The sequence below is a fragment of the Streptosporangium sp. NPDC051023 genome (assembly GCF_040689595.1).
Lineage (GTDB): Bacteria > Actinomycetota > Actinomycetes > Streptosporangiales > Streptosporangiaceae > Streptosporangium.
Genome location: NZ_JBFBCE010000007.1, coordinates 18,508 through 44,735, shown reverse-complemented (window position 1 = coordinate 44,735; position 26,228 = coordinate 18,508). Strand labels below are relative to the sequence as shown.

At 71.8% G+C, this 26,228-nt stretch carries 21 protein-coding genes; 13 read left to right on the top strand and 8 right to left on the bottom strand.

The annotated features are described in order from the left end of the window. Positions 1 to 41: 41 nt before the first annotated feature. A complete protein-coding gene (locus AB0395_RS06470) occupies positions 42 to 425 on the bottom strand; it encodes a hypothetical protein (protein WP_366277643.1) in 384 nt (127 codons plus the stop codon). Next, positions 422 to 1,108: a LuxR C-terminal-related transcriptional regulator gene (locus AB0395_RS06465; protein ID WP_366277641.1), complete on the bottom strand. Its 687-nt coding sequence runs from the start codon at positions 1,106 to 1,108 to the stop codon at positions 422 to 424. Before AB0395_RS06465 ends, AB0395_RS06470 begins: the two co-directional genes overlap by 4 nt. Here AB0395_RS06465 and AB0395_RS06460 point away from each other — a divergent pair. Together AB0395_RS06460 and AB0395_RS06455 are read left to right on the top strand one after the other, a co-directional pair. Beyond that, positions 1,107 to 2,162 (top strand): hypothetical protein, encoded by a 1,056-nt coding sequence (locus AB0395_RS06460; protein WP_366277639.1) that lies wholly within the window; start codon positions 1,107 to 1,109, stop codon positions 2,160 to 2,162. The two genes, AB0395_RS06465 and AB0395_RS06460, sit on opposite strands and share 2 nt — an antisense overlap. Positions 2,163 to 2,168: 6 nt before the next feature. Next, entirely contained in the window at positions 2,169 to 5,837 is a 3,669-nt protein-coding gene (locus AB0395_RS06455) for an RICIN domain-containing protein (RefSeq protein WP_366277638.1), read from the top strand. Here AB0395_RS06455 and AB0395_RS06450 read toward each other — a convergent pair. Beyond that, positions 5,783 to 6,670: an SDR family oxidoreductase gene (locus AB0395_RS06450; RefSeq protein ID WP_366277858.1), complete on the bottom strand. Its 888-nt coding sequence runs from the start codon at positions 6,668 to 6,670 to the stop codon at positions 5,783 to 5,785. The genes AB0395_RS06455 and AB0395_RS06450 overlap by 55 nt on opposite strands. A gap of 58 nt (positions 6,671 to 6,728) precedes the next feature. On the opposite strand from AB0395_RS06450, the gene AB0395_RS06445 reads away from it, so the two are divergent. Continuing rightward, positions 6,729 to 7,304 carry a TetR/AcrR family transcriptional regulator gene (locus tag AB0395_RS06445; protein WP_366277636.1) on the top strand — a complete coding sequence of 192 codons (576 nt, stop codon included), beginning with the start codon at positions 6,729 to 6,731 and terminating at the stop codon, positions 7,302 to 7,304. Here the strand turns inward: AB0395_RS06445 and AB0395_RS06440 are convergent. Together AB0395_RS06440 and AB0395_RS06435 are read right to left on the bottom strand one after the other, a co-directional pair. Next, positions 7,278 to 7,922 (bottom strand): NAD(P)-binding domain-containing protein, encoded by a 645-nt coding sequence (locus tag AB0395_RS06440; RefSeq protein WP_366277635.1) that lies wholly within the window; start codon positions 7,920 to 7,922, stop codon positions 7,278 to 7,280. The two genes, AB0395_RS06445 and AB0395_RS06440, sit on opposite strands and share 27 nt — an antisense overlap. Next, positions 7,919 to 8,959: an LLM class flavin-dependent oxidoreductase gene (locus AB0395_RS06435; RefSeq protein WP_366277633.1), complete on the bottom strand. Its 1,041-nt coding sequence runs from the start codon at positions 8,957 to 8,959 to the stop codon at positions 7,919 to 7,921. Before AB0395_RS06435 ends, AB0395_RS06440 begins: the two co-directional genes overlap by 4 nt. A gap of 76 nt (positions 8,960 to 9,035) precedes the next feature. Between AB0395_RS06435 and AB0395_RS06430 the strand changes: the two genes are divergently transcribed. Further along, a complete protein-coding gene (locus AB0395_RS06430; RefSeq protein ID WP_366277631.1) occupies positions 9,036 to 9,515 on the top strand; it encodes a MarR family transcriptional regulator in 480 nt (159 codons plus the stop codon). A gap of 1 nt (position 9,516) precedes the next feature. Here the strand turns inward: AB0395_RS06430 and AB0395_RS06425 are convergent, their stop codons facing one another. Both AB0395_RS06425 and AB0395_RS06420 read right to left on the bottom strand, forming a co-directional pair. Continuing rightward, positions 9,517 to 10,299, bottom strand: a complete 783-nt coding sequence (locus AB0395_RS06425; RefSeq protein WP_366277630.1) for an alpha/beta hydrolase — start codon at positions 10,297 to 10,299, stop codon at positions 9,517 to 9,519. Positions 10,300 to 10,306: 7 nt separating this feature from the next. Then, complete coding sequence (locus AB0395_RS06420) at positions 10,307 to 13,051, bottom strand: AAA family ATPase (RefSeq protein ID WP_366277629.1); 2,745 nt, start codon at positions 13,049 to 13,051, stop codon at positions 10,307 to 10,309. Between the two features lie 41 nt (positions 13,052 to 13,092). Here AB0395_RS06420 and AB0395_RS06415 point away from each other — a divergent pair, with 41 nt between their 5' ends. The 9 genes from AB0395_RS06415 to AB0395_RS06375 all read left to right on the top strand — a co-directional run bounded on the left by AB0395_RS06415 (position 13,093) and on the right by AB0395_RS06375 (position 25,398). After that, on the top strand, positions 13,093 to 15,789 hold the full coding sequence (locus tag AB0395_RS06415) for an AAA family ATPase (protein WP_366277627.1): 2,697 nt from the start codon (positions 13,093 to 13,095) through the stop codon (positions 15,787 to 15,789). 36 nt (positions 15,790 to 15,825) lie between these two features. Next, complete coding sequence (locus AB0395_RS06410; protein ID WP_366277626.1) at positions 15,826 to 16,758, top strand: alpha/beta hydrolase; 933 nt, start codon at positions 15,826 to 15,828, stop codon at positions 16,756 to 16,758. Between the two features lie 338 nt (positions 16,759 to 17,096). Further along, positions 17,097 to 19,820 carry an AAA family ATPase gene (locus AB0395_RS06405; protein ID WP_366277625.1) on the top strand — a complete coding sequence of 908 codons (2,724 nt, stop codon included), beginning with the start codon at positions 17,097 to 17,099 and terminating at the stop codon, positions 19,818 to 19,820. Between the two features lie 177 nt (positions 19,821 to 19,997). Further along, positions 19,998 to 20,303: an antibiotic biosynthesis monooxygenase gene (locus AB0395_RS06400; RefSeq protein WP_366277624.1), complete on the top strand. Its 306-nt coding sequence runs from the start codon at positions 19,998 to 20,000 to the stop codon at positions 20,301 to 20,303. Further along, positions 20,300 to 20,635 (top strand): hypothetical protein, encoded by a 336-nt coding sequence (locus AB0395_RS06395; RefSeq protein ID WP_366277622.1) that lies wholly within the window; start codon positions 20,300 to 20,302, stop codon positions 20,633 to 20,635. The genes AB0395_RS06400 and AB0395_RS06395 overlap by 4 nt, the downstream gene beginning before the upstream one ends. After that, complete coding sequence (locus tag AB0395_RS06390) at positions 20,632 to 21,852, top strand: low temperature requirement protein A (protein ID WP_366277620.1); 1,221 nt, start codon at positions 20,632 to 20,634, stop codon at positions 21,850 to 21,852. The genes AB0395_RS06395 and AB0395_RS06390 overlap by 4 nt, the downstream gene beginning before the upstream one ends. After that, the gene (locus tag AB0395_RS06385) at positions 21,852 to 22,370 is read left to right on the top strand and encodes a 2Fe-2S iron-sulfur cluster-binding protein (protein WP_366277856.1); all 519 of its coding nucleotides are present in this window, start codon (positions 21,852 to 21,854) and stop codon (positions 22,368 to 22,370) included. The genes AB0395_RS06390 and AB0395_RS06385 overlap by 1 nt, the downstream gene beginning before the upstream one ends. After that, positions 22,367 to 23,302 (top strand): xanthine dehydrogenase family protein subunit M, encoded by a 936-nt coding sequence (locus AB0395_RS06380; protein ID WP_366277618.1) that lies wholly within the window; start codon positions 22,367 to 22,369, stop codon positions 23,300 to 23,302. Before AB0395_RS06385 ends, AB0395_RS06380 begins: the two co-directional genes overlap by 4 nt. Then, positions 23,299 to 25,398, top strand: a complete 2,100-nt coding sequence (locus AB0395_RS06375; protein ID WP_366277617.1) for a xanthine dehydrogenase family protein molybdopterin-binding subunit — start codon at positions 23,299 to 23,301, stop codon at positions 25,396 to 25,398. The genes AB0395_RS06380 and AB0395_RS06375 overlap by 4 nt, the downstream gene beginning before the upstream one ends. On the opposite strand, the gene AB0395_RS06370 is transcribed toward AB0395_RS06375, so the two are convergent. Further along, entirely contained in the window at positions 25,304 to 26,206 is a 903-nt protein-coding gene (locus AB0395_RS06370; protein WP_366277615.1) for an AraC family transcriptional regulator, read from the bottom strand. The two genes, AB0395_RS06375 and AB0395_RS06370, sit on opposite strands and share 95 nt — an antisense overlap. Between the last annotated feature and the right edge of the window lie 22 nt (positions 26,207 to 26,228).

Here is a 26,228-nt window from a genome sequence, read left to right as displayed (position 1 = left end):
ATTCCCTCTCCTCCTCGCGTCTCCTGCGGCCCCCGTGGCGATCAGCGGAACTCGACGCTGTCCGCCTTGTCGTCCATGGGCCCCAGGTAGGTGACCCATTGGCCGGCGGGGAAGTCGGCGCCGCCGTTGTAGTAGGAGTCGGCCAGCCACACCCGCTCGCCGCCGTACCAGCCCCAGCTCCTCAGCGAGGAGATCTTCCTGGACGCGTAGGCGGGGATGACGTGCGAGCCGGTGTTGAGCCGCACTTCGTAGCAGTCGCCGTCGAAGTTGTAGCCGGTGAACAGCTGCGCGTACCCGGCGACGCCGTAGTGGGTGCAGTTGCCCTGTGCGTTGGCGCTGGGAGCGAGGGCGAAGCAGGTGACGAGGGCGGCCAGCAGGACGGCGACCGTCCGGCAGATGGACTTGGCGGAGGCGTGCTCGCTCATCTTCTCTCCTGTGGGGATGGCCCGGGCATCGCGGGCTGATGTGTGCCCACCATCGCTCGCGGTCCCCGGGGCTCGCGCCCGTGGAGGTCCCTGGGCCTTCCCCTGGGGGCGTCAGGCCGAATGGGGGCCCGTGGCCTGGAGGGCCCCACCTCCTTGCGGGAGGCGATGTCGAGCTTGGCGAAGACCTTGCGGAGGTGCCACTCGACGGTGCGGTGGCTCACGAACAGGCGGGCGGCGATCTCCGGGTTGGTCTGTCCGTCACAGGCCAGCTGGGCGATCTGCGTCTCCTGCGGGGTCAGCCGCCCCCGAGGACCCTCGGTGCGCTTGTGCACGGTCTCTCCGGTCGCCGGCAGTTCCCGCTCGGCGCGTCCGGCGAACGCCCGCGCGCCCATGGCGTCCAAGGCGTGGAAGGCGGCCTTGAGCTGGACTCGTGCGTCCACTCTGCGGTTCTGCCTGCGCAGCCACTCGCCGTAGATCAGCCGCGCCCTGGTGTGGTGGACGGTGACGCGGGATCGGCCGAGGCGCTGGCGGCTCCGTACTCCAGCAATGCCGTCTGGCCCGCCAGGTGCTCGGATCGCGCCCGGGTGACACACCGGTGCCCGGGGCCAGGGGACTCCCCTGGTGCGAAGGACGTGAGGCGGGACGATGCTGAAGTCCTCGACGAACACACCTGGAGGAGACATGTTCCGGCGACTCATTCTGGCAGCCGTGGCGGCCCTCGCCGTCATCATCGGCCTGGCGGTTCCCGCGTCGGCGGGTTACCACTACGGCTTCCCCGGCGAGGACACCCAGTGGCGCGCGGTGACCTACGCGGGCGGCCCGATCTCCAGCAGGTCCACCCCGGCCGAGGCCCGCGACAACCATGGCGACATCCTGCACGCCTGGCGCGGGGCGGACAACGACGGCGTCTGGATCTCGCTGAACAACGGCCCCGCCTACCCGCTGCCCACCCCGACCGGGTACGTGCAGACCTATGCCGCCCCGGTGATGATCTGGACCGATGACGGGTCGCGCGGCAACTTCCGGGTCTTCCACACCGGTACCGACGGCCACCTCTACCAGCAGCGGATCCAGCTCACCACGAGCTACCAGTTACCGGCCACACTGCCCTCCCCGACCAAGATCCCCAACGACGCGCGCACCTCCGACGACCTCTCGATCGCGGCCGCCGCCCTGCCGAACAACTCCTACATGCTCGGCTGGAACAGCCAGACCAGCAACGACATCTGGACCATGTACTACGACGGCGGCAGCTCCGCCTTCGCCACTCCCGCGATCGTCCCGAACGCGACCAGCTACAAGGCGCCCGCGCTGGCCGCGCAGGTCAACGATGGCAACGCCCCCTGGAACCAGGTCGTGCTCGCCTTCACCGGCACCGACAACAACGTCTACATGACCCGCCAGCGCTACGGCTTCGGCGGCTGGACCAGCCCGCAGGACGTCGGCTGGTCGCGCTTGGCCCCGTCCGTGACGTTGTCCGGGACCGGGTACGGCGCGGTCCTCTACGCCGACCTCGACAACGGCCTCATGGCCACCCGGATCCTGCGCAACGGCGACTCGTCCGAGTACTACGAGGAGAACGCCTACGCGTGGACCGGATCGGCCCCGCTGGCCGTCACCAACGGCGGCGCGCTCTACTACGTGATCAACGGCGCCGGCAGCGGCCTGTCCGGCCTGCTGTGGAAGTTCGCCACCGACTTCGCCACCCTGCCCACCCCGCCCGCCCCGCAGTGGTGACCGGCCATGCGTATCCTCCTCGTCGTCCTGCTGCTCCTCGTGGGTCTGGCGGCGCCCGCCGCCGCCGACCCGCCGCCCGTTGTGACCGCCGGCCCGGGCGCGCAGGGGCCTGAGCTCAGCGCCGCCAACCGTACGGCCCCGCCCACCGGGCTGCCCGACTGGTCGCGGGTCGGCTACCGCAGCGGTCAGCCGTTGCCCGGCGACGGCGACGTGACCGGCGACGCCTCCTGCCGCATCACCCCGGCCCAGCTCGCCTCCACCTACCAGGTGACCCCGGACGACGGGATCGACGACACCACCGGCCTGCAGAACGCGATCGACGCCATCAAGGCCCAGTGCTCGCCGAACGCCAACTACCACCGGCTGTCGCTGATCACACTGCCCGCCGGCCGCCTGGACGTCTCCCGGCAGATATATGTCGACGCGAGTTTCCTGATCCTGCGCGGCCAGAACGGCACCGACCTGGTCTTTCGCCCGGATCTGAACACCCGCTACGACACCCTGGTCAACGGCCGCTGGGACCAGGACTCCATGACCGCCGGCACCGGGAGCGACACCGGCACCGGCGGCTGGATCTGGCCGGGCCGGGGCCTGTTCAAGGTGCAGACCCGCGAGATCGCCACCCGCTACCAGGACGACTGGGCGGCCGCCCCGGCCAACCGCAAGGACCTCTTCGAAGGCAGTGTCAACCAGCACTGGGTCTCCGGGATCAAGGTCGCCACCAGCAACGGCGACACCGGCTACGCCGCGAGGCAGGGCGACACCGTCATCCAACTCGTCTCGAACGCCGCCATGACCAAGTTCGCCCTCGGCGGCTACGTGTGGGTGGGCGCGGCCAACAGCCTCGGCTTCTACGCCCAACAGGGGGTCACCGACCGGACGCAGATGGAGAACCTCCACATGCGTCAGCAGATGTTCCGCGTCATCGGCCTCGACGCCACCGCCAAGACGATCACCCTGGACCGGCCGCTGGAATGGGACCTGCCGGTCGACTCCACCTCCGACGGCTCCACCCCGCTCGGCGATACTCCGTACGCCAGCAAGGTCACCCCGCTGAAGGTCGTCCAGGGCGTCGGGTTCGAGAACTTCTCGTTCACCCAGGACCTGAACGGCCTGCCGAAACTCGTCGGCGGCACCTACCAGCTCACCCCCGAGCAGGCCGTGCACAACTACGGCAACATGGCCCCCGAGTACGCCATGCACGGCATCGTCTTCAAATGGGCCGCCAACAGCTGGGCCCGCGGCCTGTCCGCCACCATGACCGGCTCGCACCCGATCGTCACCGAGAACGCCCGCAACCTCCAGATCGAACGCAACAGCTTCGACGGCGCCTGGAACAAGGGCAAGGGCGGCAACGGCTACCTGCGCGGCAGCCGGGTGTGGGACTCGCTGTGGGCCTACAACCTGAGCCGCAACCTGCGCCACCTCACCTTCCAATGGTCGGCGTCCGGCAACGTCGCCTTCCGCAACGACCTCGACTCCGACCTCAACCTGCACGGCGGCTGGGAGCACAACAACCTCTTCGAGGCCAACACCGTGCGCGTGCCGTACGAGCACCGGTCGGGCAACTGCCAGACCAACTGCGGCGGCGAAGGCGGCGAGATCGACGACGGCACCTGGTGGCCGATCTGGTGGGCCGCCGGGCCCAAGGCGGCCAAATGGTCGGGCTCGTCCGGGCCGCAGAACGTGTTCTACCGCAACACTCTGATCAAGCAGGCCGCACCCGGCGGGCCGTACGAGACCTACACCCCTTACGCCACCGGCACCGTCTACCAGTTCGGCTCCGACAGCGCCGCCCCGCAGCGCTTCAAGCCGCTCAGCCAGGCCGGCGCGGCCATCCCCGACTGGACCGGGCGCGAGACCCTCGACTACGTCGGCCAGGGCGTCGCCACTCTCGACCCCGGCGGCCAGAACTCGCTCTTCCTGCGCGACGCCGGCGGCGAGATCGACCCGCGCTCGAACAACCGCCGCAACGTCATCACCTGGAACATGCAGGGCACGGGCACCACGGGCGGCGGATCGTACGAGAACAAGTACACGCTCGGCCTCAACCAGCTCATGACGCAGAGCGGGGCGACCGTCGCCCTGCTGCAGGAGGCCGGCGCTCCGCCCGCCAGCGCCGTCCACCTGAGCAGCACCCCACAGAACGTGTTCTACCAGTGGGACGGCTCCTCACCCGATGTCGAGGAGTTCGAGTACGGTGGCACGGCCAGCCGGCCCCGCTACCTGTACTGGCTGCACACGGACGAGAACCCCACCACTCCCACCGGCCGGGTCAACCTGGCCATCGCCACCCGCACCCGGGTCCAGCCGCAGGACATCTACGTCGCCCCCGCCGGGCTGTACCAAGGCTCGCGAGGCAGGCCCGCGCTCGGCGTCAACGTCGACGGCGTCGTCTACTTCACCGTCCACGGGCAGTCCGGCAGCGGCGGCGACGACCCCCAGCTGCTGCGCAACATCCGCACCCTGATGTCCAACGCGGGCCCCAACGGCACGGCGCTGCCCTGGGTCGCGCTCGGCGACTACAACCGCATGCCGCACGCCCCGCAGACCGGACCCGACCCGTCGCTGGCCACCGCGGTCGCGGGGGAGTTCCAGGTGATCGCTCCGCAGCACCCGACCCACCCGACCCGGCCGCCGCTGCCCGGCGAGGACCTCACGCCCCGCATCCTCGACTACGCGGCCGTTCCGATCGGCCTGCCGCACCCCAACGTCGTCAGCGGGCAGCGGGCCGACATGATGCGGCTGTCCGACCACTACCCCGTCGTCTACCAGCTCAGCCACCTGGTCAACCCGCCGGCGCCCCCGGCGCAGGCCGTGGTGATCCCGCCGGTCGCGGCGGTGCTCCGCAACGCCGGCACCACCAACGTGGCCGGACCCTCCGGCGGCAGCGGCAGCGGCAGCCACGTCGTCACCGACCAATCCCGTACGGCTCAGCTCCCGACGCAGACCTTCCGCCTGGTCCGCGACGCCGAGTTCGACGGCTACTATCGCCTGATCGCCGGCAATCCGTGGAATGGCCGCTACCTGGGCCAGGAGGGCGGCGCCCGCGACGCCCGCATCGTCCTGTGGCCCAACGAGGCGACGGACCAGCTCTGGCGCCCCGCCTACCAGGGCGACGGCACCTGGACCCTGCAGAACTTCGCCACCGGCCAAGTCCTCACCGCCCCTGCCGGCGGCGGCGAACTGGCCGCCCGCGACTTCGACGGCTCGGCCGCTCAGCATTGGTTCCTCCAGGCGTCCGGTACTGCGGGCGCCGTCAACGAGGTCCTCCTGCGCGGTTCGATTGACCCCACCTTGGCCCTGGAGGCCGACTCCTTCGACGACGAGGTGATCCTCACCCCCGACCACGACGACCCTCAGCAGCGCTTCATCACCATCCCGGCGGGCAGGACCGGCGACGACGACTGCTCCTACCTGGTCTACAACCAGAAATACGTCCACTCCAGCGGCCAAGGCCAGGTCTGGATGAGCCCGTTCAACGCCACCGATGACAGCTACCTGTGGTGCCAGACGCCCGACGGCTCGGGCGGCGTCTTCCTCAGCAACCACACGAGCGCCACGGAACGCCTTTACCTGACCCCGCCGGAACCGGGCCAGGAGCAGCTCTCAGTCCGTCACTACGAGCCGGGCTCCGCCGTACCGACCTGGGTTCTGGTGGACGTCACCCAGTGACCGCGGAGAGCCGCCGCCGCGACGCGGTCCAGCATCCGGTCGGGCAGAATCCGTGCCAGCCGGGTGAGCAGGGCCGCGTCGCGACCGATGGTGTAGCGGGTCTTGGGCCTGCTCGCTGTCACGGCCTTGGCGATCACGCGGGCGGCATCTTCAGGGGATCTGCCACCCGCGGTGCCTGCGGCGGTCAGCGACACGACTGCCTGGACCAGCGCCCCATAGCGCGCCTTTTGCTGCGGCGTCATGGCCTCGGCCAAACGGCTTGTGGTGGCGATGCCCCGGTCGGCCATCTCCGTCCGGATCCCGCCCGGCTCGACGACCACCACCCGCACGCCCAGTGGCGCGACTTCCCGGCGCAGCGCGTCACTGACCGCCTCCAAGGCGAACTTCGTTCCCGCGTAGGGGCCGAAAGTGGCCATCGCGACCTTCCCGCCGACTGAGCTGACGTTGACCACGCGACCGGCGTGCCGAAGCAGAGCGGGCAGCAGCGCCTGGGTGACGGCGACGTGCCCGAACAGGTTGACCTCGAACAACCTGCGCCATTCCGCGAGCGGCAGCGTCTCGACCGGGGCGTTGACGGAGACGGCGGCGTTGTTCACCAACGCCCGCAGCGCACCTGCTTGGGCGCTGACGCGGGCGGCCAGGTCGGCGATGTGGCGGGACTCGGTGATGTCGAGGATGACCGGCTCGACACCCGGAGCGCGGAGGGCGTCGGCGTCCCGGTCTCGGCGGACGCCGGCCAGGACGTGAAACCCCAACCGGGCCAGCTCGTGGGCGGAGGCCGCGCCGATCCCGGTCGAGGCGCCGGTCACGACGACGTACTCTTCAGATGACATTGTCACCTGAATGACGCTAGGCAATTCAGATGACAGTGTCAACGGTAAGGTGATCGCTGTGATCAGCCGTGTGGAATCCGCCGCCATGACGCGCCGCGCTCTGCTGGACGCGGCGGCCGACCTGCTGGACGCCGGTGGTCCTGACGCGGTGACGTTGCGCGAGGTCGGGGCGCGTGCCGGAGTCACCCGCGGTGCGCCCTACCGGCACTTCCCCGACAAGGACAGCCTGCTGACCACTGTCGCCGCCGAGGCCCTGGACCGGCTCGCGGACCAGGTGCGAGCTGTACAGGCCGAGCCGCGCCTGTCCCCGGCCGAGCGGCTGGAGCGTGCCCTGTTCGCGCTGATGGCGATCGGCCGAAGCCGGCCGCATCTCTACCGGCTGATGTTCGCTGCCCCGGCCGGCGACGAGGCCGCGATCCGGGCGGCGACCCGGGCAGCCGACCGCGCCATGGACGGCTTGCTCGCCCTCGTCGGGGAACTGATCGGCGCGGAGCGCGCCCGTCCCGTCGCCGCGCTGCTGCTCACCAGCGTGCACGGGATCACCGACATGGAGGTCAGCGGGCACCTGACGGCGGACAAATGGCACACCACGGCCGATGAACTCGTCTCAACCCTGGTGTCCATGATCGTCTGATGTGGCCAACCTGGCCCGCACCTCGGCGGCGTCCACGTTCGCGCCGAAGAGCGTGGTGCCGGGCTCGAAGCGGACGCCTTGGGCCAGGGACCCCGCCACGACGGGGTCGAAGCCGAGGGCGTCGACGAGGGCGGCGACGGCGTCGAGGTCGGCTGGGCGGTCGCCCGCGAGGGCGATGGCCTTGCGTCCGGGGCTGCCGGGCGGGCGGGACTCGTTCTCCAGGTCGTGGTAGCCGAGGTGGTTGAAGGCCTTCACCACGCGGGAGCCGGGCAGGAACGTCTGCACGATCTCGCTGGTGGAGGTGGCGAGGTCGGGGCGGACGCCGTCCGCCTCCCACCAGTAGTTCATGGCGTCGACGACGAGCTTGCCGCGTAGTTCAGCCGCCGGGATCGAGCGGTACTTGCCGAGCGGCAGGGCCAGGATGACGAGGTCGGCCCGCGCCGCGGCGTCGGCCGCCGTGGTGGCGACCGCGCCGGGGGCCAGAATCTCGGCGGTGAGGGCGATCTTCGCCGGGTCGCCGGACCCGGCGATGAGCACCTTGTAGCCGGCGGCCAGCGCGAGCCTGGCCAGGACGGTGCCGACCTTGCCCGCGCCCAGCACAGCGATGGTCTCGTTCACCGCTCGCTCCCGCCGAGCAGGTCGCGGACCATCGGGATCACCTTGGAGCCGTAGAGCTCGACCGCCCGCAGGCGGGCGCTCGCGGGCTGCGATCCCACGGTGTAGATGAGGTCGAAGCGGCCGACGCCGAGCGTGGAGACCGCCCCGGCGATCTTGCGGGCGACAGTGTCCGGGGAGCCGATGTAGAGCGATCCGTGCTCGATCTCGGCGTCGTACTCCTCGCGGCGGATCGGCTGCCAGCCGCGCAGCGCGCCGATCCGGTCGCGCTGCTCGCGGTAGCGCGGCCAGAACAGCTCCCTGGCCTCCTCGTCGGTGTCGGCGACGAAGCCGGGCGAGTGCATGCCGACCGGGTGCGCGGTGGTGCCGAGCTGTTCGGCGGCGCGGCGGTACAGCTCCAGGTAGGGCGCGAAGCGCTGGGCGGGTCCGCCGATGATGGCCAGCATGAGCGGCAGGCCGTACCGGGCGGTCCGGATGACCGACTGCGGCGAGCCGCCGACGCCGACCCAGGTGGGCAGGCTGCCCGAGGCGGTCTTCGGGAAGACGTCGGCGTCGTCGAGCGCGGGCCGCAGCCGTCCGCTCCAGGTGACGGGCCGCTCGTCCCGCAGCTTCGCGAACAGGTCGAGCTTCTCCTCGAACAGCTCGTCGTAGTCGGTCAGGTCGTAGCCGAACAGTGGGAACGACTCGGTGAACGACCCCCGGCCGAGGATGACCTCGGCGCGGCCGTCGGAGAGCGCGTCGACGGTGGCGAAGCGCTGGAACACCCGGACCGGGTCGTCGGAGCTCAGGACGGTGACGCCCGAGGACAGCCGGATCCGCTCGGTGCGCGTCGCGATGCCGGCCAGCACCGTCTCCGGCGAGGAGATGGCGTACTCCGGCCGGTGGTGCTCGCCCAGCGCGATGACGTCGACGCCGAGCCGGTCGGCCAGCACGGCCTCGTCGAGGACCTGCCGGATCGCCTCGGGGTGGGTCATCAGCTCGCCGCGGTCGTTCTCCGGCAGATCGCCGAAGGTGTCCAGGCCGAACACGAGATCAGACATGACGGGCCTCGCTCTCTCATTTGATTGACATGTCAATTATGTATGATGTGATTGACATGTCAACCAGGAGGACGAGATGGCCCGTACGCGGACCCTGCCCACAGCCGATGAGCTGCGGGTATGGCGTGACTACATCGAGACGGCCGAGGCTCTGCGGGCGGCGATCTCCGCGCGGCTGCAGAGCGACTCGGCGCTGTCGCCCGGCGACTACGCCGTGCTGCTCGCCCTGAGCGAGGCGGAAGGCCATCGGATGCGCTCCTCCGACCTCGCCGCGCGCATCCACTGGGAGCGCAGCCGGCTCTCGCACCATCTCGGGCGGATGGAGAAACGGGGACTGATCGCGCGCGAGGAGTGCGTCACCGACAGCCGGGGGGCCGAGGTGGTCCTGGCTCCCGCCGGGGAGTCGGCCTTCCACGGAGCGACCGTGCCGCATCTGCGTGCCGTACGCGAGCTGTTCGTGGACGCGCTGACGCCGCAGCAGGTGGCGGCGGCGGGTGAGCTGGTCGCGGCGTTGCGCGCGCACCTGGCCCAGCCCGCCGATCGCGGGACGGAGTGAGTCAGAGGCCCTGGTTCTTCAACCAGGCCAGGGCGGCTTCGGCGATCTCGCGCCAGCCGCTGTCGATGGTCAGCGAGTGCGCCCGGTCGGGGAACTCCATGAAGTCGGTGACCGCGCTGGAGTGACGGTACTGCTTGAGCGTCGACTTGGTCACCGCCTCGGGCACGGTGTGGTCGCGACCTCCGGTCATGAGCAGGAGCGGGCCCCGGTTCTGGTTGCTGGTGTCGACCTTGGCGGGGGAGTGCGGGTTGAAGTTGGCCGCCGCCGCCTCGAACAGCGGCTTGCCGGGGGCGGGGATCGACCACTTCGCGTGGAGCGCGTCGGACTCCTCCTCGGTGATCGCGTTGCCGAAGGCGTACCTGAACTGTTCGGCGGTCAGCGACACCGACCGGTGCGCGTTCGCCGGGTTCTTGAAGACCGGGAAAGCCGAGCGCAGCGCGCTCAGCGGCACCGGCAGTACCCCCTTGATCTGGGCGGCGTCGATGGCGACCGCCGCGGCGGCGAGGTCCATGCCGAGCAGCTTCTGCGCGATCATCCCGCCGAAGGAGTGCCCGATGAGGATGGGCCGTTCCGGCAGGGCCGAGATGATCGCGGCGTAGTGCTCGACGACGTCGTCGATGCCATGTCCCGCCAGCCCGTCGGGGTCGGCGCGGGTCGCCTCTACGGTGGCGTGGTCGCCGGGCCAGCCGGGGGCCTGCGCCTCGTACCCGTGCTCGCCGAAGAACGTGATCCAGGACTCCCATGACGTGGCGTGCAGCCACAGCCCGTGAATGAAGATGACCATGCCGCCATCAGACTCCCGGACGAGGGGCGGGCGAATCAGGGAAACCCCCCAGTCCGCGGAGCTGGCGGCGCGAGGTCAGGCGCAGCTTCCTGAAGATCTTCGTCAGGTGGTACTCGACCGTCGAGCTCGTCAGGTAGAGACGCGCCGCGATCTCGGCGTTGGTCGCCCCCTCTGCGGCGAGGGCGGCGATCTGCGCCTCCTGCGTGGTCAGCGGGTCGGGCGGCGCGCCGACCCGAGGGGTCACGTGCTCTCCGGCGGCGGCGAGTTCGACTCTGGCCCGGTCGGCGAAGAGCGTCGCGCCCATCGCGGTGAACATCTCGTACGCGGTCCGCAACCGCGTCCGGGCCTCGGCGCGTTGCTTGCGGCGGCGCAGCCATTCGCCGTACAGGAGCTGGGTTCTGGCCCGCTCGGTGGCCAGGTCGGTGACCGCGAACCGGTCGACGGCCTCCAGGTAGCAGGACTCCTCGCCGGTCACGAGCGCTCTGGCGCGCGCGAGCAGCCCGAGCGCCCAGGGTGTCCCGGCGGCGACGGCCCGTTCGGTCAGCCGTGCCAGGCCGGCTTCCGCGACCTCGGGCTCCCCTGCCCGCCCGGCCGCCTCGACGAGGTCGGCGAGCGCGCGGTTGCCGTGCCCGATGGGATCGCTGTCGAAAAGCGGCTTGGCCCAGCTCAGGGCCTGGCGATAGTTGCCGAGGCTGAGTTCGAGGACGGTCATCGCCACCGCGGCCTGGTCCGCCGTCGCGGCCAGGCCGTTGCGCCTGGCCAGGGTCTCGGTCAGCAGGGTCGCGGTCTGCCGGGTGAGGTCGGCGGAGCCCTGCCAGGCCAGTAGCTCGATCTCCCAGGCCGGGCCCTTGCCGAGCTCGCCGGTCACGGAGTCGAGGTCGGCGATCTCGGCGAGCCGCGCCTGCGCCCGGTGGAAGCGGCCCGCCCACACCTCGCCCGTCGCCTGGCAGACCAGGGTGACCTTGAGGGCGCTGAGCGCGCCGTTGTCGCGGTCGAAGCGCTCGATCCTGGCGAGCAGGGCGCGGCGCGCGCGCTCGTCCCACAGGTCGTCGGCGCTGTAGCTGCCGACGATCGCGACCGGCATGCCCTCCTCGGTGATCTCGGCGTCGCCCGCCAGCGCCGCGACCGCCCGCTTCATGCCGGGCACCGCCGCCAGGAACCCCGACCGCACCCGGGTCGCCGCCGCCTGCACCAGCAGGTCCACCTCGGAGACCGGCCGTACGGCCAGCACCGCGTCGGCCACCTCCTCCAAGGTGACGCCCGCGGTGTGCTCGCGGGAGATCAGCGCCGCCTCCATCGCCTCTCTGGCCATCAGCCGCGCCAGCTTCTCGTCCTGATCGCCCACGGTTGCTACGGCGGCGAGCAGGAGCGCGGGGGCGTGAGCGGGCCGTTCGCGCGCCGTCTCGATGCGGGCCTTGATTCGTTGCGCGACCGCGCGCGGGACCGGCGTGGACAGGCCGGGCAGCGCGCGCTCCACCAGGCGACCAGCCGCCCCGGCGTCTCCCGCCGTCAGCGAGGCCGCCGCCGCGGCCAGCAGCCTGCGGTCCCGCCCGGCCGGATCGGGGCTCAGCTCGGCCGCCTTGGCGAGGAACCGCGCCTGCGCGCTGTAGCCGCCGCGTGTCCTGGCCCGCTCGGCCGCTCGCTCCAGATCGGCGGCCACCGCCTCCTCCGGGCCCGCGGTCGCCGCCGCCTGATGCCAGGCGCGGGTGTCCTCATCCTGTACGGCTGTGCTGGCCCGGGCCAGGGCGAGGTGGACGCGCCGCCGGTCGGCCAGGTGGGCCGCGCCGTACACCGCGGACCTGGCGAGCGGGTGGTGAAAGGCGACGGTCCCGGAGAGCAGGTCGTTGACATGCAAGATGCCCTCCTCGACGGCGGCGTCGGCGTCGGCGGGCGAGAGCCCGAGGAGCGCGGCGGCCCGCCACAGCAGGCTCTGATCGTGCGGCGGCGCGCACGCGGCGACCAGCAGCAGCGACTGCGTCGGCAGCGGCAGCGCCCTGACCCGCTCCAGCAGGTAGGCGCGTAACCGGGGGCCGAGCGGCAGCGGCGCGGGCAGCGGCGTGTGCCCGGCGAGCTGCTGCGGCGACAGCCCGGCCGCGAGGGTGAGCAAGGCCAGCGGGTTGCCCTCGGTCTCGTCGGCGAGCACCTCCGCGACGCCGTCGTCCAGCGGGCTGTGCGCGGCCGACGCCAGCAAGCCGCGCGCCTCTGGGGCAGCGAGCCCCCGCACCGCGAGCACGGGAAAGGAGTCCAGCGCGGGCACGGGCTCGCGGGTGGACAGCAGCATCCCGAGCGGCTCCGCCCCGAGCCGGCGCGCCACGAACGCCAGCACCTCGACCGACTCGCGATCCAGCCAGTGGACGTCGTCCACCACGCACAGCAGCGGCCGCTCCGCCGCGAGCGCCGTCAGCAGCCCCAGCGTGGCCAGGCCGACCAGGAAGCGGTCCGGCGGCGACCCCGCGACCAGGCCGAACGCCACCCGCAACGCCTCCGCCTGCGGCCCCGGCAGCAGCTCCAGCCGAGGCGGCAGCGGCGCGAGCACCCGGTGCAGCCCGGCGAAGGTCAGCGGCAGCTCCGCCTCGACCCCGGCCACCCTGATCACGGTCAGCTCGGCGCACAGCCCGGCCGCCACGTCGAGCAGCCGCGACTTGCCGACGCCGACCTCGCCCTCCAGCACGAGCGTGCCGCCCCGACCGGCCCGGACCTGTGCGGCGAACTCGGTGAGCGTCCGCGTCTCGGCCTCTCTGCCCATCAGCATGCGATGCCCTCGCCTCCCCGTCCAAGGGCACATAATGAGCCATGCCGTTACATGAGGCCAGACCTCACCTGGTCGGGCGCGACAGCGAGACCGGCAGAGTGGCGCGGCTGATCGACCAGGTGCGCGAGCACGGCGGGGCGCTGGTCGTCAGGGGGCCCGCGGGGATCGGGAAATCGGCGCTGCTGCGGTGGTCGGCGTCGGTCGCCGCCGAGCGGGGGCTCAAAGTGCTGGCCGGTTCGGGGGTGCGGTCGGAGGCCCGGCTGCCGTTCGCCGGGCTGCACCAGATCCTGCATCCACTGCTGCCGAGGGCGGCCGCGCTGGCGAGGCCGCAGCAGGAGGCGCTCCTCGCCGCCTTCGGCGCGACCCAGGTCGCGGCCCCCGATCTCTACCTGGTCGCACTGGCGACGCTGAACCTGTTGTCCGACGCCGCCGCCGACCGGCCCGTGGTGCTGGTGGTGGACGACGCGCACTGGCTCGACGAATCGAGCGCGCAAGTGCTGCTGTTCGTGGCGCGGCGGATCGAGTCGGAGCCCGTGGTGATGCTGGCCGGCGTCCGCGACGGGCTCACCGGCACCGGCCTGCCCGAACTGCCGCTCGCCGCGCTCGAACCCGAGGCGGCGGAAGGGCTGCTCCAGCGGAGCGCTCCCGGGCTCGGCGCGAAGACGTCCGCCCGGGTGCTGCGCGAGGCCGCCGGGAACCCGCTCGCTCTGATCGAGCTGCCGAAAGCCTGGCACGATCTCGACGGCGACGCCCTGCTCGACACCTCCTGGCTGCCGCTCACCACCCGGCTGGAGCACGCCTTCGGTTCGCAGGTGGCGATGCTGCCCGCCGGCACTCGCGCGCTGCTGCTGATCGCGGCGGTCAACGACGGCGACTCGCTCGACGAGACGCTCACCGCCGCCGAGGCCGCCGACGAACGGGATCTGGCTCCCGCCGCGGGGCTGCTCACCGCGCACGACGGGCGGGTGGCCTTCCGGCATCCGCTCCTGCGCTCGGCCATTTACCAGGCGGCCGGCCGTACCGAACGGCAAGGCGCGCACGCCGCGGTCGCCAGGGCGCTCACCGGCGTCGCCGGAGCGGAGGACCGGCTCCTGTGGCACCTGGCGGCGGCCAGCTCCCGCCCCGACGCCGGCCTCGCGGCGGCCCTCGCCGAGATGGCCTGGCGGGCCAGGCAGCGCGGCGCGCCGAACACGGCGGTCAGCGCGCTGGAGCGTTCGGCCCGGCTGAGCGCCGACCCGCAGATTCGTGCCGACCGGTTGCTCGGAGCCGCCGACATCGCCGTCGAACTGGGCAACCGGGACGTCGTGGCGCGGCTGCTGCGCCAGACGGAGCCGCTCGACCTGACGCCCGCGCAGCGGACCCAGGTCCTGTGGATCAGGGCCTCGTTCGGCGACGGGACCGACGACACCGCGGTCGGCGCCGCCGGGCTGGCCGACCTCGCCGCGACCGCCGCCGAAGAGGGCCATCCCGACCTGGCGGCGCGCATTCTGTGGGGCGCGGCGCTGCGCTGCCACTGGGTCGTCCCGGGAGTGGAGGCGGCGCGGCGGGTCGTACGGGTCGCCGAGTCGCTGCCGCTGGACCGGCACGACCCGAGACTCCTCGCGATCCTCGCCTACGCTGCGCCGGTCGAGCGGGGGAGCGCCGTCATCGCCGGGCTGGTCGAGGTCACCTCACGGCCCGTCGTCGACCCGGCCGACGCCCGTTTCCTGGGCACCGCCGCCGTCCTCGTCGGCGCGCTCGACCTGGCCGAGAGCCTGTCGACGACCGCGCTGAGCGGCCTTCGCGCGCAAGGACGGCTCCAGGTGCTGGCTCGCGCCCGCTGCGCGCAGGCCTGGAGCGCCGCGCTCCTCGCCGATCTCGACGTGGGTCTTCCTGCGGCGCGCGAGGCGGAGGAGCTGGCGATCGAGACCGGGCAGCCGCAGATGCGCGGGACCGCGCTGTGCGCTCTGGCCGTTCTGGAGGCGCTGCGCGGCGAGCGCGACCGGGCCCTGGCGGTCGCCGCCGAGGCCGAACGGGAGAGTCTCGCGGCCGGGGTGCGGCCTGTGCTCGCCACCGTGCAACTGGCGCGTGGGCTCGTCTGCCTGGCCGAGGGACAGTACGCCGAGGCGTACGGTCATTTGGCCAGGATGCACGATCCGGCCGATCCGAGCTTCCATCCCTCGATCCGCTGCCACGCGGTCGGGCTGCTGGCCGACGCCGCCGTGCGCGGCGGAGATGTCAAAGACGCGCAGGGGATCGTGGCCGAGATGGAAGAGCTCGCCCTGGTGACCTCCTCGCCCGCGTTGCACTCAGGGCTCCGTCTCGCCCGGGCGCTGCTGTCCGCCGTCCCGGAACCGCTGTTCCGGGACGCCCTGGCCGCAGAGCCGCCCTTCGCGCGGGCGCAGGTCCAGCTCGCCTTCGGGTCGTGGCTGCGGCGACGGCGGCGCGCGGTCGAGGCGCGGGCCCTGCTGCGCTCGGCACGCGACGCCTTCGACGCCCTCGGGGCGGTCGCCTGGGGGGATCGGGCGCGCCGGGAACTGCGCGCGTCGGGAGAGAAGATCGAGCAGCGCTCACCCGCCGCACGCGATGTTCTGACCGCGCAGGAACTGCAGATCGTGCAGCTCGCCGCGCGTGGGCTCACCAACCGCGAGATCGGCGAACGGCTCTACCTCTCGCACCGCACCGTCGGCGCGCACCTCTACCGGATCTTCCCCAAGCTCGGCATCACCTCACGGACCGAGCTGCAGTCGTCCGACTGACGCGCGAGCCGGGAACGGCTGCTTACCGTGCCCGGCATGAGACGCTTCCTCCTGATCGCCCTCGCCCTGCTCGCCGTCGTCGCCGTCGCCCCGGCCGCCGGGGCCGCCGCCGAACCGAGGGTGCCGCCCGGCTTCCACGAACGGAAAGCCCACGTCAACGGCATCGACGTCAACTACGTGCGCGGCGGGCGCGGGCCCACGCTCGTGCTCCTGCACGGCTACCCCGAGACCTGGTACGAATGGCGCGCGATCCTGCCGGCCCTCGCCGAACACTTCACCGTCGTCGCGCCCGACCTGCGCGGCGCGGGCGGATCGAGCGTGACACGCGGCGGCTACGACAAGCGCACCATGGCCGCCGACCTCGAAGCCCTTCTCACCCGCCTCGGCCTCGACCACGACATCAACCTCGTCGGCCACGACATCGGCACCATGGTCGCCTACGCCTACGCCGCCCGGCACCAGGACAAGGTGGCGCGGCTCGTGCTGAGCGAGGCGCCCATCCCCGACGACAGGATCTTCACCTTTCCCACGCTCACCTCGACCGGGCCCGGGTTCTGGAACTTCGGCTTCTTCGACGTGCGCAACGGCCTGCCCGAGCAGATGATCGCCGGGAGAGAGGAGACATGGATCGGGGGCTTCATCCGGATGCTCGCCGTCCACCAGGACCGCGCGGCCGACCCCAGAGCGGTGCGCGAATACGCGCGGCTGCTGAGCACCCAGGGCAGCTTCGGCTGGTTCCGCGCCCTGCGCCAGGACGTCGCCGACAACCAGCGGCTGGCCGACCCGGTTCTGCGTATGCCCGTGCTCGCCGTCGGGGCCGACCACAGCCTCGGCTCCTTCGTGCCCGACCAGGTCCGCTCGTATGCCTCCGACGTGCGCGGCGTGGTGGTCAAGGACTCCGGGCACTGGATCTTCGAGGAGCAGCCCAAGAAGATGACCCGGCTCCTGCTGGACTTCCTGCTGCCGTGACCCGCCGGGGTGTGGCGCAGTCACGTGACTGATGCGCCACGCCCTCGGCCGGGAAGGCATCGACCGGGCAGCCGCGAAACTGGGCACCACCCCTGCGCCCCCGGGCGGATCGATTTGATCTACAACATAAAGGCGGCTGGTGGGTTTCGTACCGACGAGGGAGTGGTGCCCGCCAAATCAGAAGATCTCCCTGCCACGCCGGCTCGCCGGATCCGTCGGCAGCCCCGATGCTCGACCGGATTTGCCCGATCGTCGCGAACGCTTGCCGGATCCCGCTTTCGCCTGGTGGGCCGGGGGAGCGCGGGTATTCTCGCAGCAGCCGACACCGCGAGGTATCCGTGCCCACCCATGAACTCTTCGGCCGCCGAGCTGAGCTGGAGGAGCTGTCCGTTCTCCTCGACCGCGCGCGTCTCCAAGGGGAGGCGCGCCTGATCCGAGGTGAGCCCGGGGTCGGGAAGTCCGCCCTCCTGTCCGCCGCGGCGGAACTCGCCGTCACCGCGAACATGCGAGTGCTGCGTTCCTCCGGCTCGGAGTTCGAGGCGGACATCGCGTACGCCGGACTCAACCAGCTGCTTCTCCCGGTGCACGCGGATATCGAGCGGTTGCCGCCCGGGCTGCGGGAAGCGCTGTCGGTGGCGCTCGGGTTCGCCGTCGGCGCGCCGACGGACGCCTTTCTGGTGTGCAACGCGGCGCTCCTGCTGATCAAGTCGATCGCGGCCGACACGCCTCTGGTCCTGCTGGTCGACGACGTGCAATGGATCGACCGCGCCAGCGCCACAGTGCTCGGCTTTCTCGCGCGGCGCCTGCCGGGTGTCAGGGCCGCCCTGCTCGTGGCCACGCGCACCGAGTCCTCCGCCTTTCTGGACCTTCGTGGCCTGCCCGAGCTGGCGGTCCGTCCCCTGGACCAGGAGGCGTCCGGTCAACTGGTCGACGCCCGCTGCCCCGGCCTGCCGCCGCTGATCCGGCAGCGCCTGCTCGACCTCGCTCAAGGCAATCCACTGGCGCTCGCCGAGCTGCCCGCCACGTCGACCGGGATGCCGCAGGCGGCGCGCGCCGAGGTGGTCCCGCTCAGTGAACGGCTTCAGGCGATGTTCTCCGCCCGGATCGCGGGACTGCCGGAGGCCACGCGCAGGACGCTTCTGCTGGCGACCTTCGAGGGCACCGGCGATGTCGGGGTCGTGCGCACCGCCTTGACCGACGGTGAAGGACTGGCCGGTCTGGCTCCGGCCGAGCGGGCGCAGCTCGTGAGTGTGGACGACACCACAGCGCGCATCATCTTCCGCCACCCGCTGATCCGCTCGGCCCTCGTCGGCAGGTCCACCCACGAGGAGCGCCGCGACGCCCATCTCGCCCTGGCAGCGGCTCTTGTTCAGGACCACGAGCGCAGGGCGTGGCACCTCGCGGACGCCGTCACCGGCCGGGACGAGTCGGTCGCGGCGCTGCTGGAGGAGGCGGCGCATCGCGTCATGCTCCGCGGGGACGCCGTCGCCGCGGTGGCGGCGTTGGTGCGTGCCGCCGATCTGAGCGAGACCGACGCCGGTCGGGGCCGCCGGCTCTCCGAGGCCGCCTACATCGGTGCCGAGACCAGTGGCGCGATCGACGACGCGAAGACTCTGCTGGACGACGCCCGCCGTGCCGTACCGGATGCGGCCGGTTCGCTTCATGCCGCGAACGCCGCCGCCTTCCTGCTGCTCAACGGCGAAGGCGACGTGGCCACCGCACACCGGCTCCTGGCCGGGGCCATCGAGACCGGCGACCATGGCTACCGGGCCGACAACCCAGCGCTCGTCGAAGCCCTGCACACCTTGATGCTGCTGAGCTGGTACGGCAGCGCCCCGGACTACTGGGCGCCCTTCGACCGGGTGCTGCGGCGCCTGCGGCCGAGAGCCCCTGACGTGCTGGCCCTGGCGAGCATGACCTTCCCCGACCCGGTTCGGACGGGCGCGGCGGCACGGGAGCGCAGCCGCGCCGTGCTCGCCTCGCTCGCTGACGAGAGCGACCCCACGCGGATCATGCGCATCGGCACCGCGTCCGTCTACCTCGATCGCCTGAGCGACTGCCGCGCGTCCTCGTGGAGGCTGGTACGGCAGGGCCGCGACGGCGGCGCGCCCCGGCGGCACCTCGGCGCTCTGATGCATCTGTGTCTGGACGACTATCTCTCCGGACGATGGGACGAGGGCGAAGAGCTCGCCTCGGAGGGGCAGCGCGTCTGCGACGGCGCGGGGTATCCCTTCTTCAGGTGGTACTTCTTGTACAACCGGGCCGTCTTCGCCGCCGGGCGAGGCCGGTTCGACGAGGCGCGGGAACTCGCCGGCGAGATCACGCACTGGGCGCTGCCCCGCGGAGTGGCGGCCGCGACCTTGTTCGCCCGGCATCCGCGCACGCTCGCGGCGCTGGGGGAGGGTGACTACGAGTCCGCCTTTCACCACGCCTCCGCGATGAGCCCGCCCGGGGTGCTCGCCTCGCATGTGCCCCACTGCACCTGGGTGATGTTCGACCTGGTCGAGGCGGCGATGCGGACCGGACGCGTGCGGGAGGCGAGGGCGCATGTGGAGGCCATGCGGGCCGCGAACGTGGCCGGGCTGTCGGACCGGATGACGCTGATCCAGGCGGCCGCTGAGCATCTCGCGTTCGGCGAGGGCCTGGAGAGAGTGGAGGCCCTTTTGCCCGCCTCGGAGCGCTGGCTGTGGGAGGCGTCGCGGGTCAGGCTCGTGCTCGGCGAGGGGCTGCGACGTGCCAGAGCCGTCGTGCCCGCCCGTCACCACCTCCTCGCCGCCCAGGACGGCTTCGCCGCGATGGGCGCCAAGCCTTGGCTTGAGCGTGCCCGGCGGGAGATCCGCGCCACCGGCCACCGGCCGACCGACGAAGCCACCGGGCCGTCCGTCCTGACCGCGCAGGAGTTGCAGATCGCCCGGCTGGCGGCGAGCGGGTTGACCAACAAGCAGATCGCCGAGCGCCTGTACCTGTCCCACCGCACGGTCGGCGCGCACCTCTACCGCATCTTCCCCAAGCTCGGCGTCTCGACGCGGGCCGGACTCCGCGACGCGCTCGCGGACCGGTAGCGGGCTGCTCACGCTTCGATGATCGGCACTGCGGCGCTGAGGCGCATCAGTCATTCGACCTAATGCCGTCAGCCGCCGCATGCCGACCGCCCGCGGAGTCGGATGACCGATGTGGCACGGCGCAGCCGGACCGAAAGTGGGCTTCGACAAGCCCGCACGAGCTGAGGAGTGACCCTCGTGACCATCGGCCATGGCTTCCACGCCATCATGAAAGCCCGCCCAGGCAAGGGCGACGTGCTGATCGACGAGTTGCTGAACGCGCCGTCCCTGGCACACGACGACTGCGTCGTGTTCCTGGTCGGCCGTTCGGCCGCCGATCCGGACACCGTCCATGTGACCGAGGGCTGGGTCAGCGCCGAGGCGCATGCCGCGTTCTTCGCCACCGAGCCCGCCCAGAAGCTGGTGGTGAAGCTGCAGCCGCTGCTGGCCGGTGAGCCGACCTATCTCGACGAGGTGCCCGTCGGCGGCAAGGCCGTCCTGTGAACGCCCCGATCGCCCGCCCAGGCCTCGATCCGGAGCTGCGCGACCTGCTGGCCGAACGCGGCCACCACCAGGCCGATGTGATCGTGAGCGCGCTGCCCTGGACGGCGTTCGCCGCGAGCACGCAGCGGGACCTTCTCGAGGCGGTCACCGGCACCCTCGCTCCGGGCGGCGCGTTCACCACTTTCGCCTGCACCTACACGCGATGGACGCCTCCGGCCCGGAGGCTGCGGCGCTCACTGGTCGAGTGGTTCGAGAAGGTCCTCCTCAGCCGGACCGTGTGGGCCGACCTCCCGCCCGCCCTCGCCCACATCTGCCGGCGGCCCCGGCCATGAGCACTCTGCGGGGCAAGGCCAGCCAGACGGGCCGGGATCATCGGGCCACGCCCTTCGAGCTGTTCTTCGACCTCGTCTACGTCTTCGCGATCACGCAGATCACCGGGCACATGGCCCGGGAGGGCGATGCCGAGGGCGTGCTCCAGGGACTGATGACCCTGGCGTTGTTGTGGGGCACCTGGTCGGGTTACACGTGGCTGGGCAACCACTCCCGCGCCGACGAGGGTGTGACACGAGCCGGGATGGTCGTGGCCATGGCGGCGATGTTCGTGCTCGCCCTGGCCATCCCGGACGCGTGGAGCGGCGGATCGGGCTCGCTGGTGCTGGTCGTGGCCTATCTCCTGGTGCGGTGGGTGCACCTCGCGATCTACGCCGTGGCCGCACAGGGCGATCCCGGCCTGCGACGCCAGGTGGCCGTCACCTGGCTGCCTCTGGCGGCGAGCGCCGCGCTGCTGATGTCCGGGGCGCTGCTCGGGGGTTGGGCGCAGTCGGTGCTGTTCGCCGTGGCGCTGGTGGTCGACTGGGTGGGCGTCTACCTGACCACCCGGCACGGCCACTGGCGGCTGCGCAGCCCGTCCCATCTGACAGAGCGGCACGGACTGTTCATGATCGTCGCCATCGGCGAGTCGATCGTGGCCGTCGGGACGGGTGCCGCGGGCCAGCCCATGAGCGCCGCCCTCCTGCTCGCGGCCATCCAGGGGATCGCCGTCGCGGTGTGCCTGTGGTGGTCGTACTTCGACGTGGTGTCACGTGCGGCGGCCCGCCGTCTGCGCGGGGAGGGCCGGGTTCGCCTGGCGGTGCAGGCATACACCTACGGGCATTTCCCGATCATCGCCGGGATCGTGCTCACCGCGCTGGGCCTCGAGGGAGTGGTCGCCCACGCCGGTGACACGGAGCCGCTGGGCGCCTTCTCTTCGCTCGCCCTGTACGGCGGTGCCGCGCTCTATCTCCTCGGTCATCTGCTGTTCCGGCTCGGGATCCACCACGTGTTCAGCCGCTCGCACCTGGTCGCGGCAGCCACTCTCCTGGCGATCGCGCCGGTCGCCGCCATGCTGCCGCCCCTCGCCGGTCCGACCGGGGTGATCGCCGTCCTGACTCTGATGATCATGGTGGAGACCCGCCGGGACGCGGCGAGCAGGAACGGGCGAGGACGCGCGAGTTTCCAGACTCGTTCCCGGCCCCGGATGACTGATTCCCTGCTGGTGGAGGAGACATGATGACGAACGAGCACCGCGGCGAGATCACGCTGCGCGTCAACGACGCGGCACACCGGCTGGCCGTCGACAACCGCACGACCCTGCTGGACGCCTTGCGCGAGGGGCTCGGCCACACCGGGCCGAAGAAGGGCTGCGACCACGGGCAGTGCGGCGCGTGCACCGTGCTGATCGGCGGCAGGCGGGTCGTCTCGTGCCTGACGCTGGCGGTCGCCGCCGAGGGGTTCGAGATCACGACGGTGGAGGGCCTGACCCGCGATGGCGAGCTGACGCCGCTGCAGGAGGCGTTCATCCGCCTGGACGGCTTCCAATGCGGCTACTGCACCGCCGGGCAGCTCTGCTCGGCCGTCGGCATGCTGGCCGAGCACGCTCAGGGCTGGCCGAGCGCGGTCACCGCCGACGTGGCCGGCCCCGCGCCCGAGCTGGACGCCGCCGAGGTGCGGGAACGGATGAGCGGCAACCTGTGCCGATGCGGAGCGTATCCGTCGATCGTGCGTGCCGTACTGGAGGTGGCCGAGTGAGGGAGTTCGCCTACCACCGGGCGGCTGACGTCCGCGAAGCGCTGGCCGCAGCGGGCGAGGGAGCCCGCTACCTGGGCGGCGGCACGAACCTCGTCGACCTGATGAAGGCCGGCGTCGAGACGCCCACCCGGCTGGTGGACGTGCGTTTCCTGCCGCTGGCAGGGATCAGCGAGACAGCGGACGAACTGGTCATCGGGGCCACCACGACCAACAGCGACCTCGCGGCTCACCCGCGAGTACGGCGGCGCTTCCCCGCGCTGAGCCAGGCTGTGCTGGCCGGCGCGTCCGGCCAACTGCGCAACATGGCCACGGTGGGCGGCAACCTGCTGCAGCGAACCAGATGCGCCTACTTCGCCACGCAGGAGTGCAACAAACGGGCGCCGGGCACCGGATGCCCTGCGCTCGGGGGAGAGCACCACAACCATGCCATCCTCGGCTGGAGCGAGAGCTGCGTGGCGACCCACCCCTCGGACATGGCCGTGGCGCTGCTGGCGTTCGACGCGGTCGTGCGCTTCGAGACGCTGGACGGGCCCGGCGAGATCCCGCTGGCGGAGTTCTACCCACCGGTCGGGGACACCCCGCACGTGGAGACCACGCTCCCGCCCGGGGCGCTGATCACCGCCGTCAGTCTCCGGGACTCCTATCCCCGCTCGCGGTACCGGAAGGTTCGCGAGCGGGCGTCCTACGCCTTCGCCACCGTCTCCATCGCCGCGAGTCTCGACGACGGCTCCGCGCGGATCGCGCTCGGCGGGGTGGCCTCGCGCCCCTGGCGTGCCCGGCGCGCCGAGGCCGTCCTGCTGGAGCACCCGGGAGAGTTCCACGCCGCCGCCGAGGCCGAACTGGCCGCCGCCGAGCCGCTGCCCGGCAACGGCTACAAGCTGACGCTCGCCCGCAATCTCATCGTCTCCGCCCTGAGTGAGGTGCGCGCATGACCGCCGTAGGCGTCGCCCGGCCGCGAGTGGAGGGACCGGACAAGGTCACCGGGGCCGCGCGCTACGCGGCCGACGTGCCGATGGAAGACCTGGCCTTCGGCGCGGCCGTCCTGGCCACCGTGACACGCGGGCGCGTCCGCGACATCGACGTCTCGGCCGTTCAGGACATGCCCGGCGTGCTGGGCGTGCTGGACCACCGCAACGCTCCCCGCCTCAACCCGAAGGCGCCGGGCTTCTTCGGGCCGGACGGACAGCTCCAACTCCTGCAGGACGAGGTCGTCCCGTTCGCCGGTCGGCCGGTCGCACTGGTGGTCGCCGAGACCCTGGAGCAGGCACAGGCCGCGGCCGCGGCGCTGCCGGTCACCTACGACACGGAACCGCACGACACCCGGTTCACCGCCGACCACCCGGCCCGTCGCCCCGCGGTGACCTTCTTCGACGGACCCGTCGACATCGGCGACGTCGAAGCCGAGCTGGCCGCGTCGGCGGTGGTGGTCGAGGAGCGCTACCGCACGCCGGAGGAGCATCACAGCGCCATGGAGCCGCACTCGGCGACCGCGTGGTGGGAGGACGGGCGGCTGGAGGCGATCGACTCCAACCAGGGGCCTTTCACCGTCGCAGGTGTCCTGGCCACGCTGTTCTCGATGCCGCCGGACCGGGTGCGCGTCCGGACCGAGCACATCGGTGGCGGTTTCGGGTCCAAGGGCCTGTGCGGACCGCAGCTGATCCTGGCCGCCATGGCCGCCCAGCGTTTCGGGCGGCCCGTCAGGGTCACGCTGAGCCGTACCCAGGTGTTCCTTTCGACCGGGATGCGGCCGGCCACCGATCAGGTGATCCGGATCGGCGCCGACGTCGACGGGCGGCTGCGGGCCGTCTGGCACGAGTCGGCCTTCGAGATCTCACCGCTGGCGGAGTTCATCGAAGGATGCACGGAGCTGACCAAGACGCTCTACGCGGCGCCCGCGATCCGGACCAGTCTCAGCGCGGTTCCGCTCGACATCCTGCCGCCGTGCTCGATGCGCGGCCCGGGCACCGCGCCCGGCTCGTTCGCGCTCGAATGCGCCATGGACGAGCTGGCGGAACGGCTGGACATGGATCCGCTTGAGCTGCGTCTGCGCAACGAGCCGGAGGTCGGGCCCGTGTCCGGCCTGCCGTTCAGCAGCCGCAACCTGGTCGCGTGCCTCCAGGAGGGCGCTCGGCGGTTCGGCTGGGCGGACCGTGACCACCGGCCCCGGCAGCGGCGGGAAGGGCATCTGCTGATCGGCACCGGGTTCGCCGCCACGTCCTTCAGCGCCGGGGCGTTCCCGTCGTCGGCGTCCATCACGGCCGAGCCAGACGGCGCCTTCACGGTGGCGGTCGGCGCCACCGACCTCGGCACGGGCGCCCGCACCGCGCTGACCGCGATCGCCGCCGACGCGCTGGAGGTGAGCACCGAGCGGATCCGGCTGCGGATCTCCGACAGCGCGCTCGGCCCCGCCTGGGGCGCGGGCGGCTCCCGCGGGACCACCTCCTGGACCTGGGCGATCTCCGAGGCCGGAGCGAGGATGCGTGAGCAGGGCGGCGGCACCGTCACGGTCGACACCACGGACCTGCTCGGTGACCTTCCGTCGATGGAGCGGCACACCTTCAGCGCCGTCTTCGCCGAGGTGAGCGTCGATCCGGCGACCGGCGAGGTACGCGTGCGCCGGTTGCTCGGGATGTACGCCATCGGCCGTGTGGTCAACCCGCTCACAGCCCGCAGCCAGGTGATCGGCGGCATGATCGGCGGGCTGTCCATGGCCCTGCACGAGGAAGGCCTCCGCGACCGGGTAACGGGCCGCCACGTCAACGCCGACTTCGCCGGCTATCACATCGCCGCGCACGCCGATGTGCCCGACATCGAGGCTGACTTCGTGCCTGACCACGAGCCCGGCATCCCGATGGGCGTCAAGGGCGCGGGAGAGATCGGCAACGTCGGTACGGCTGCCGCCATCGCGAACGCCGTCTGGCACGCCACCGGCGTCAGACAGCGCGCCCTGCCGCTCCGCCTCGACCGGGTGCTGGAGGAGAGTCCCGGCTGGGCGGGGCGCCGAACTGGCGGCGATACTCCCGGCTGAACTGCGAAGGGCTGTCATAGCCCACCCGACGGCTGACGGTGGCGATGTCGCTCCGCGCCGCGGAAAGCTGAAGCCGTGCCTGCTGAAGACGGATCTGCTTCTGGAACTGGATCGGGCTCATACCCGTCACCGCATGGAAGTTCCGGTAGAAGGCCGACTCGCTCATTCCCGCCAGCTTGGCGACGTCCTCGACGCGGAAGGGCTGGGAGTAATGAGCGCGAATCCACCGTACGGCTCGCGCGATGTGGCTGAGACTGCTGTCCGGCAGGCCGAACTGCCTCATGATCGCGCCCTGCTCACCCGTGACCAATCGCCAGACGATCTCGCGCTTGATGAGGGGAGCCAGGACGGCGCGATCCTGTGGACGGTCGAGCAGTCGCACCAAACGGACGACGGCGTCCAGAAGTTCGGCGGAGGCCGTGCTGACGGCCAGACCCGGGGGAGCGCCCTCGTCGAGCTCCGGCAGATCCCCCGGCCCCGCCTGTAACAGCACCTCCGCCACGGCGGTCGGGTGCAGGGCCAGCCCCACGCCGAGCCCCGGCAGGTCGGGGCTGGCTTCGGCGAAGTGAGCGGTCACGGGCAGGTCGACCGAGGCCACGAGGTACTGGCCGGCATGGTACTCGTAGACGCGTTCCCCGAGCGCGAACCGTTTCGTGCCCTGGGCGACCACGGCCAGCACCTTGCCGTACGTCGTGGGCACGGGCGGGTGCGGCCGCTCCGCCCTGAAGATCAGCACATCCTCCAGCGGAGTGCTGAGATCGGGGCGAGCGTGACGGTCGAGCAGGTCGCGCAGCTCGTTGAGGACCATGATCCGTATCCAAGCACCGGGA

What these genes read in the sequence shown, in the direction of transcription:
- AB0395_RS06470 (WP_366277643.1), bottom strand. Translation starts at nt 425, where the DNA reads ATGAGCGAGCACGCCTCCGCCAAGTCCATCTGCCGGACGGTCGCCGTC.
- AB0395_RS06460 (WP_366277639.1), top strand. Translation starts at nt 1,107, where the DNA reads ATGTTCCGGCGACTCATTCTGGCAGCCGTGGCGGCCCTCGCCGTCATC.
- AB0395_RS06465 (WP_366277641.1), bottom strand. Translation starts at nt 1,108, where the DNA reads ATGTCTCCTCCAGGTGTGTTCGTCGAGGACTTCAGCATCGTCCCGCCT.
- AB0395_RS06455 (WP_366277638.1), top strand. Translation starts at nt 2,169, where the DNA reads ATGCGTATCCTCCTCGTCGTCCTGCTGCTCCTCGTGGGTCTGGCGGCG.
- AB0395_RS06450 (WP_366277858.1), bottom strand. Translation starts at nt 6,670, where the DNA reads ATGTCATCTGAAGAGTACGTCGTCGTGACCGGCGCCTCGACCGGGATC.
- AB0395_RS06435 (WP_366277633.1), bottom strand. Translation starts at nt 8,959, where the DNA reads ATGTCTGATCTCGTGTTCGGCCTGGACACCTTCGGCGATCTGCCGGAG.
- AB0395_RS06430 (WP_366277631.1), top strand. Translation starts at nt 9,036, where the DNA reads ATGGCCCGTACGCGGACCCTGCCCACAGCCGATGAGCTGCGGGTATGG.
- AB0395_RS06425 (WP_366277630.1), bottom strand. Translation starts at nt 10,299, where the DNA reads ATGGTCATCTTCATTCACGGGCTGTGGCTGCACGCCACGTCATGGGAG.
- AB0395_RS06420 (WP_366277629.1), bottom strand. Translation starts at nt 13,051, where the DNA reads ATGCTGATGGGCAGAGAGGCCGAGACGCGGACGCTCACCGAGTTCGCC.
- AB0395_RS06415 (WP_366277627.1), top strand. Translation starts at nt 13,093, where the DNA reads ATGCCGTTACATGAGGCCAGACCTCACCTGGTCGGGCGCGACAGCGAG.
- AB0395_RS06410 (WP_366277626.1), top strand. Translation starts at nt 15,826, where the DNA reads ATGAGACGCTTCCTCCTGATCGCCCTCGCCCTGCTCGCCGTCGTCGCC.
- AB0395_RS06390 (WP_366277620.1), top strand. Translation starts at nt 20,632, where the DNA reads ATGAGCACTCTGCGGGGCAAGGCCAGCCAGACGGGCCGGGATCATCGG.
- AB0395_RS06385 (WP_366277856.1), top strand. Translation starts at nt 21,852, where the DNA reads ATGACGAACGAGCACCGCGGCGAGATCACGCTGCGCGTCAACGACGCG.
- AB0395_RS06375 (WP_366277617.1), top strand. Translation starts at nt 23,299, where the DNA reads ATGACCGCCGTAGGCGTCGCCCGGCCGCGAGTGGAGGGACCGGACAAG.
- AB0395_RS06370 (WP_366277615.1), bottom strand. Translation starts at nt 26,206, where the DNA reads ATGGTCCTCAACGAGCTGCGCGACCTGCTCGACCGTCACGCTCGCCCC.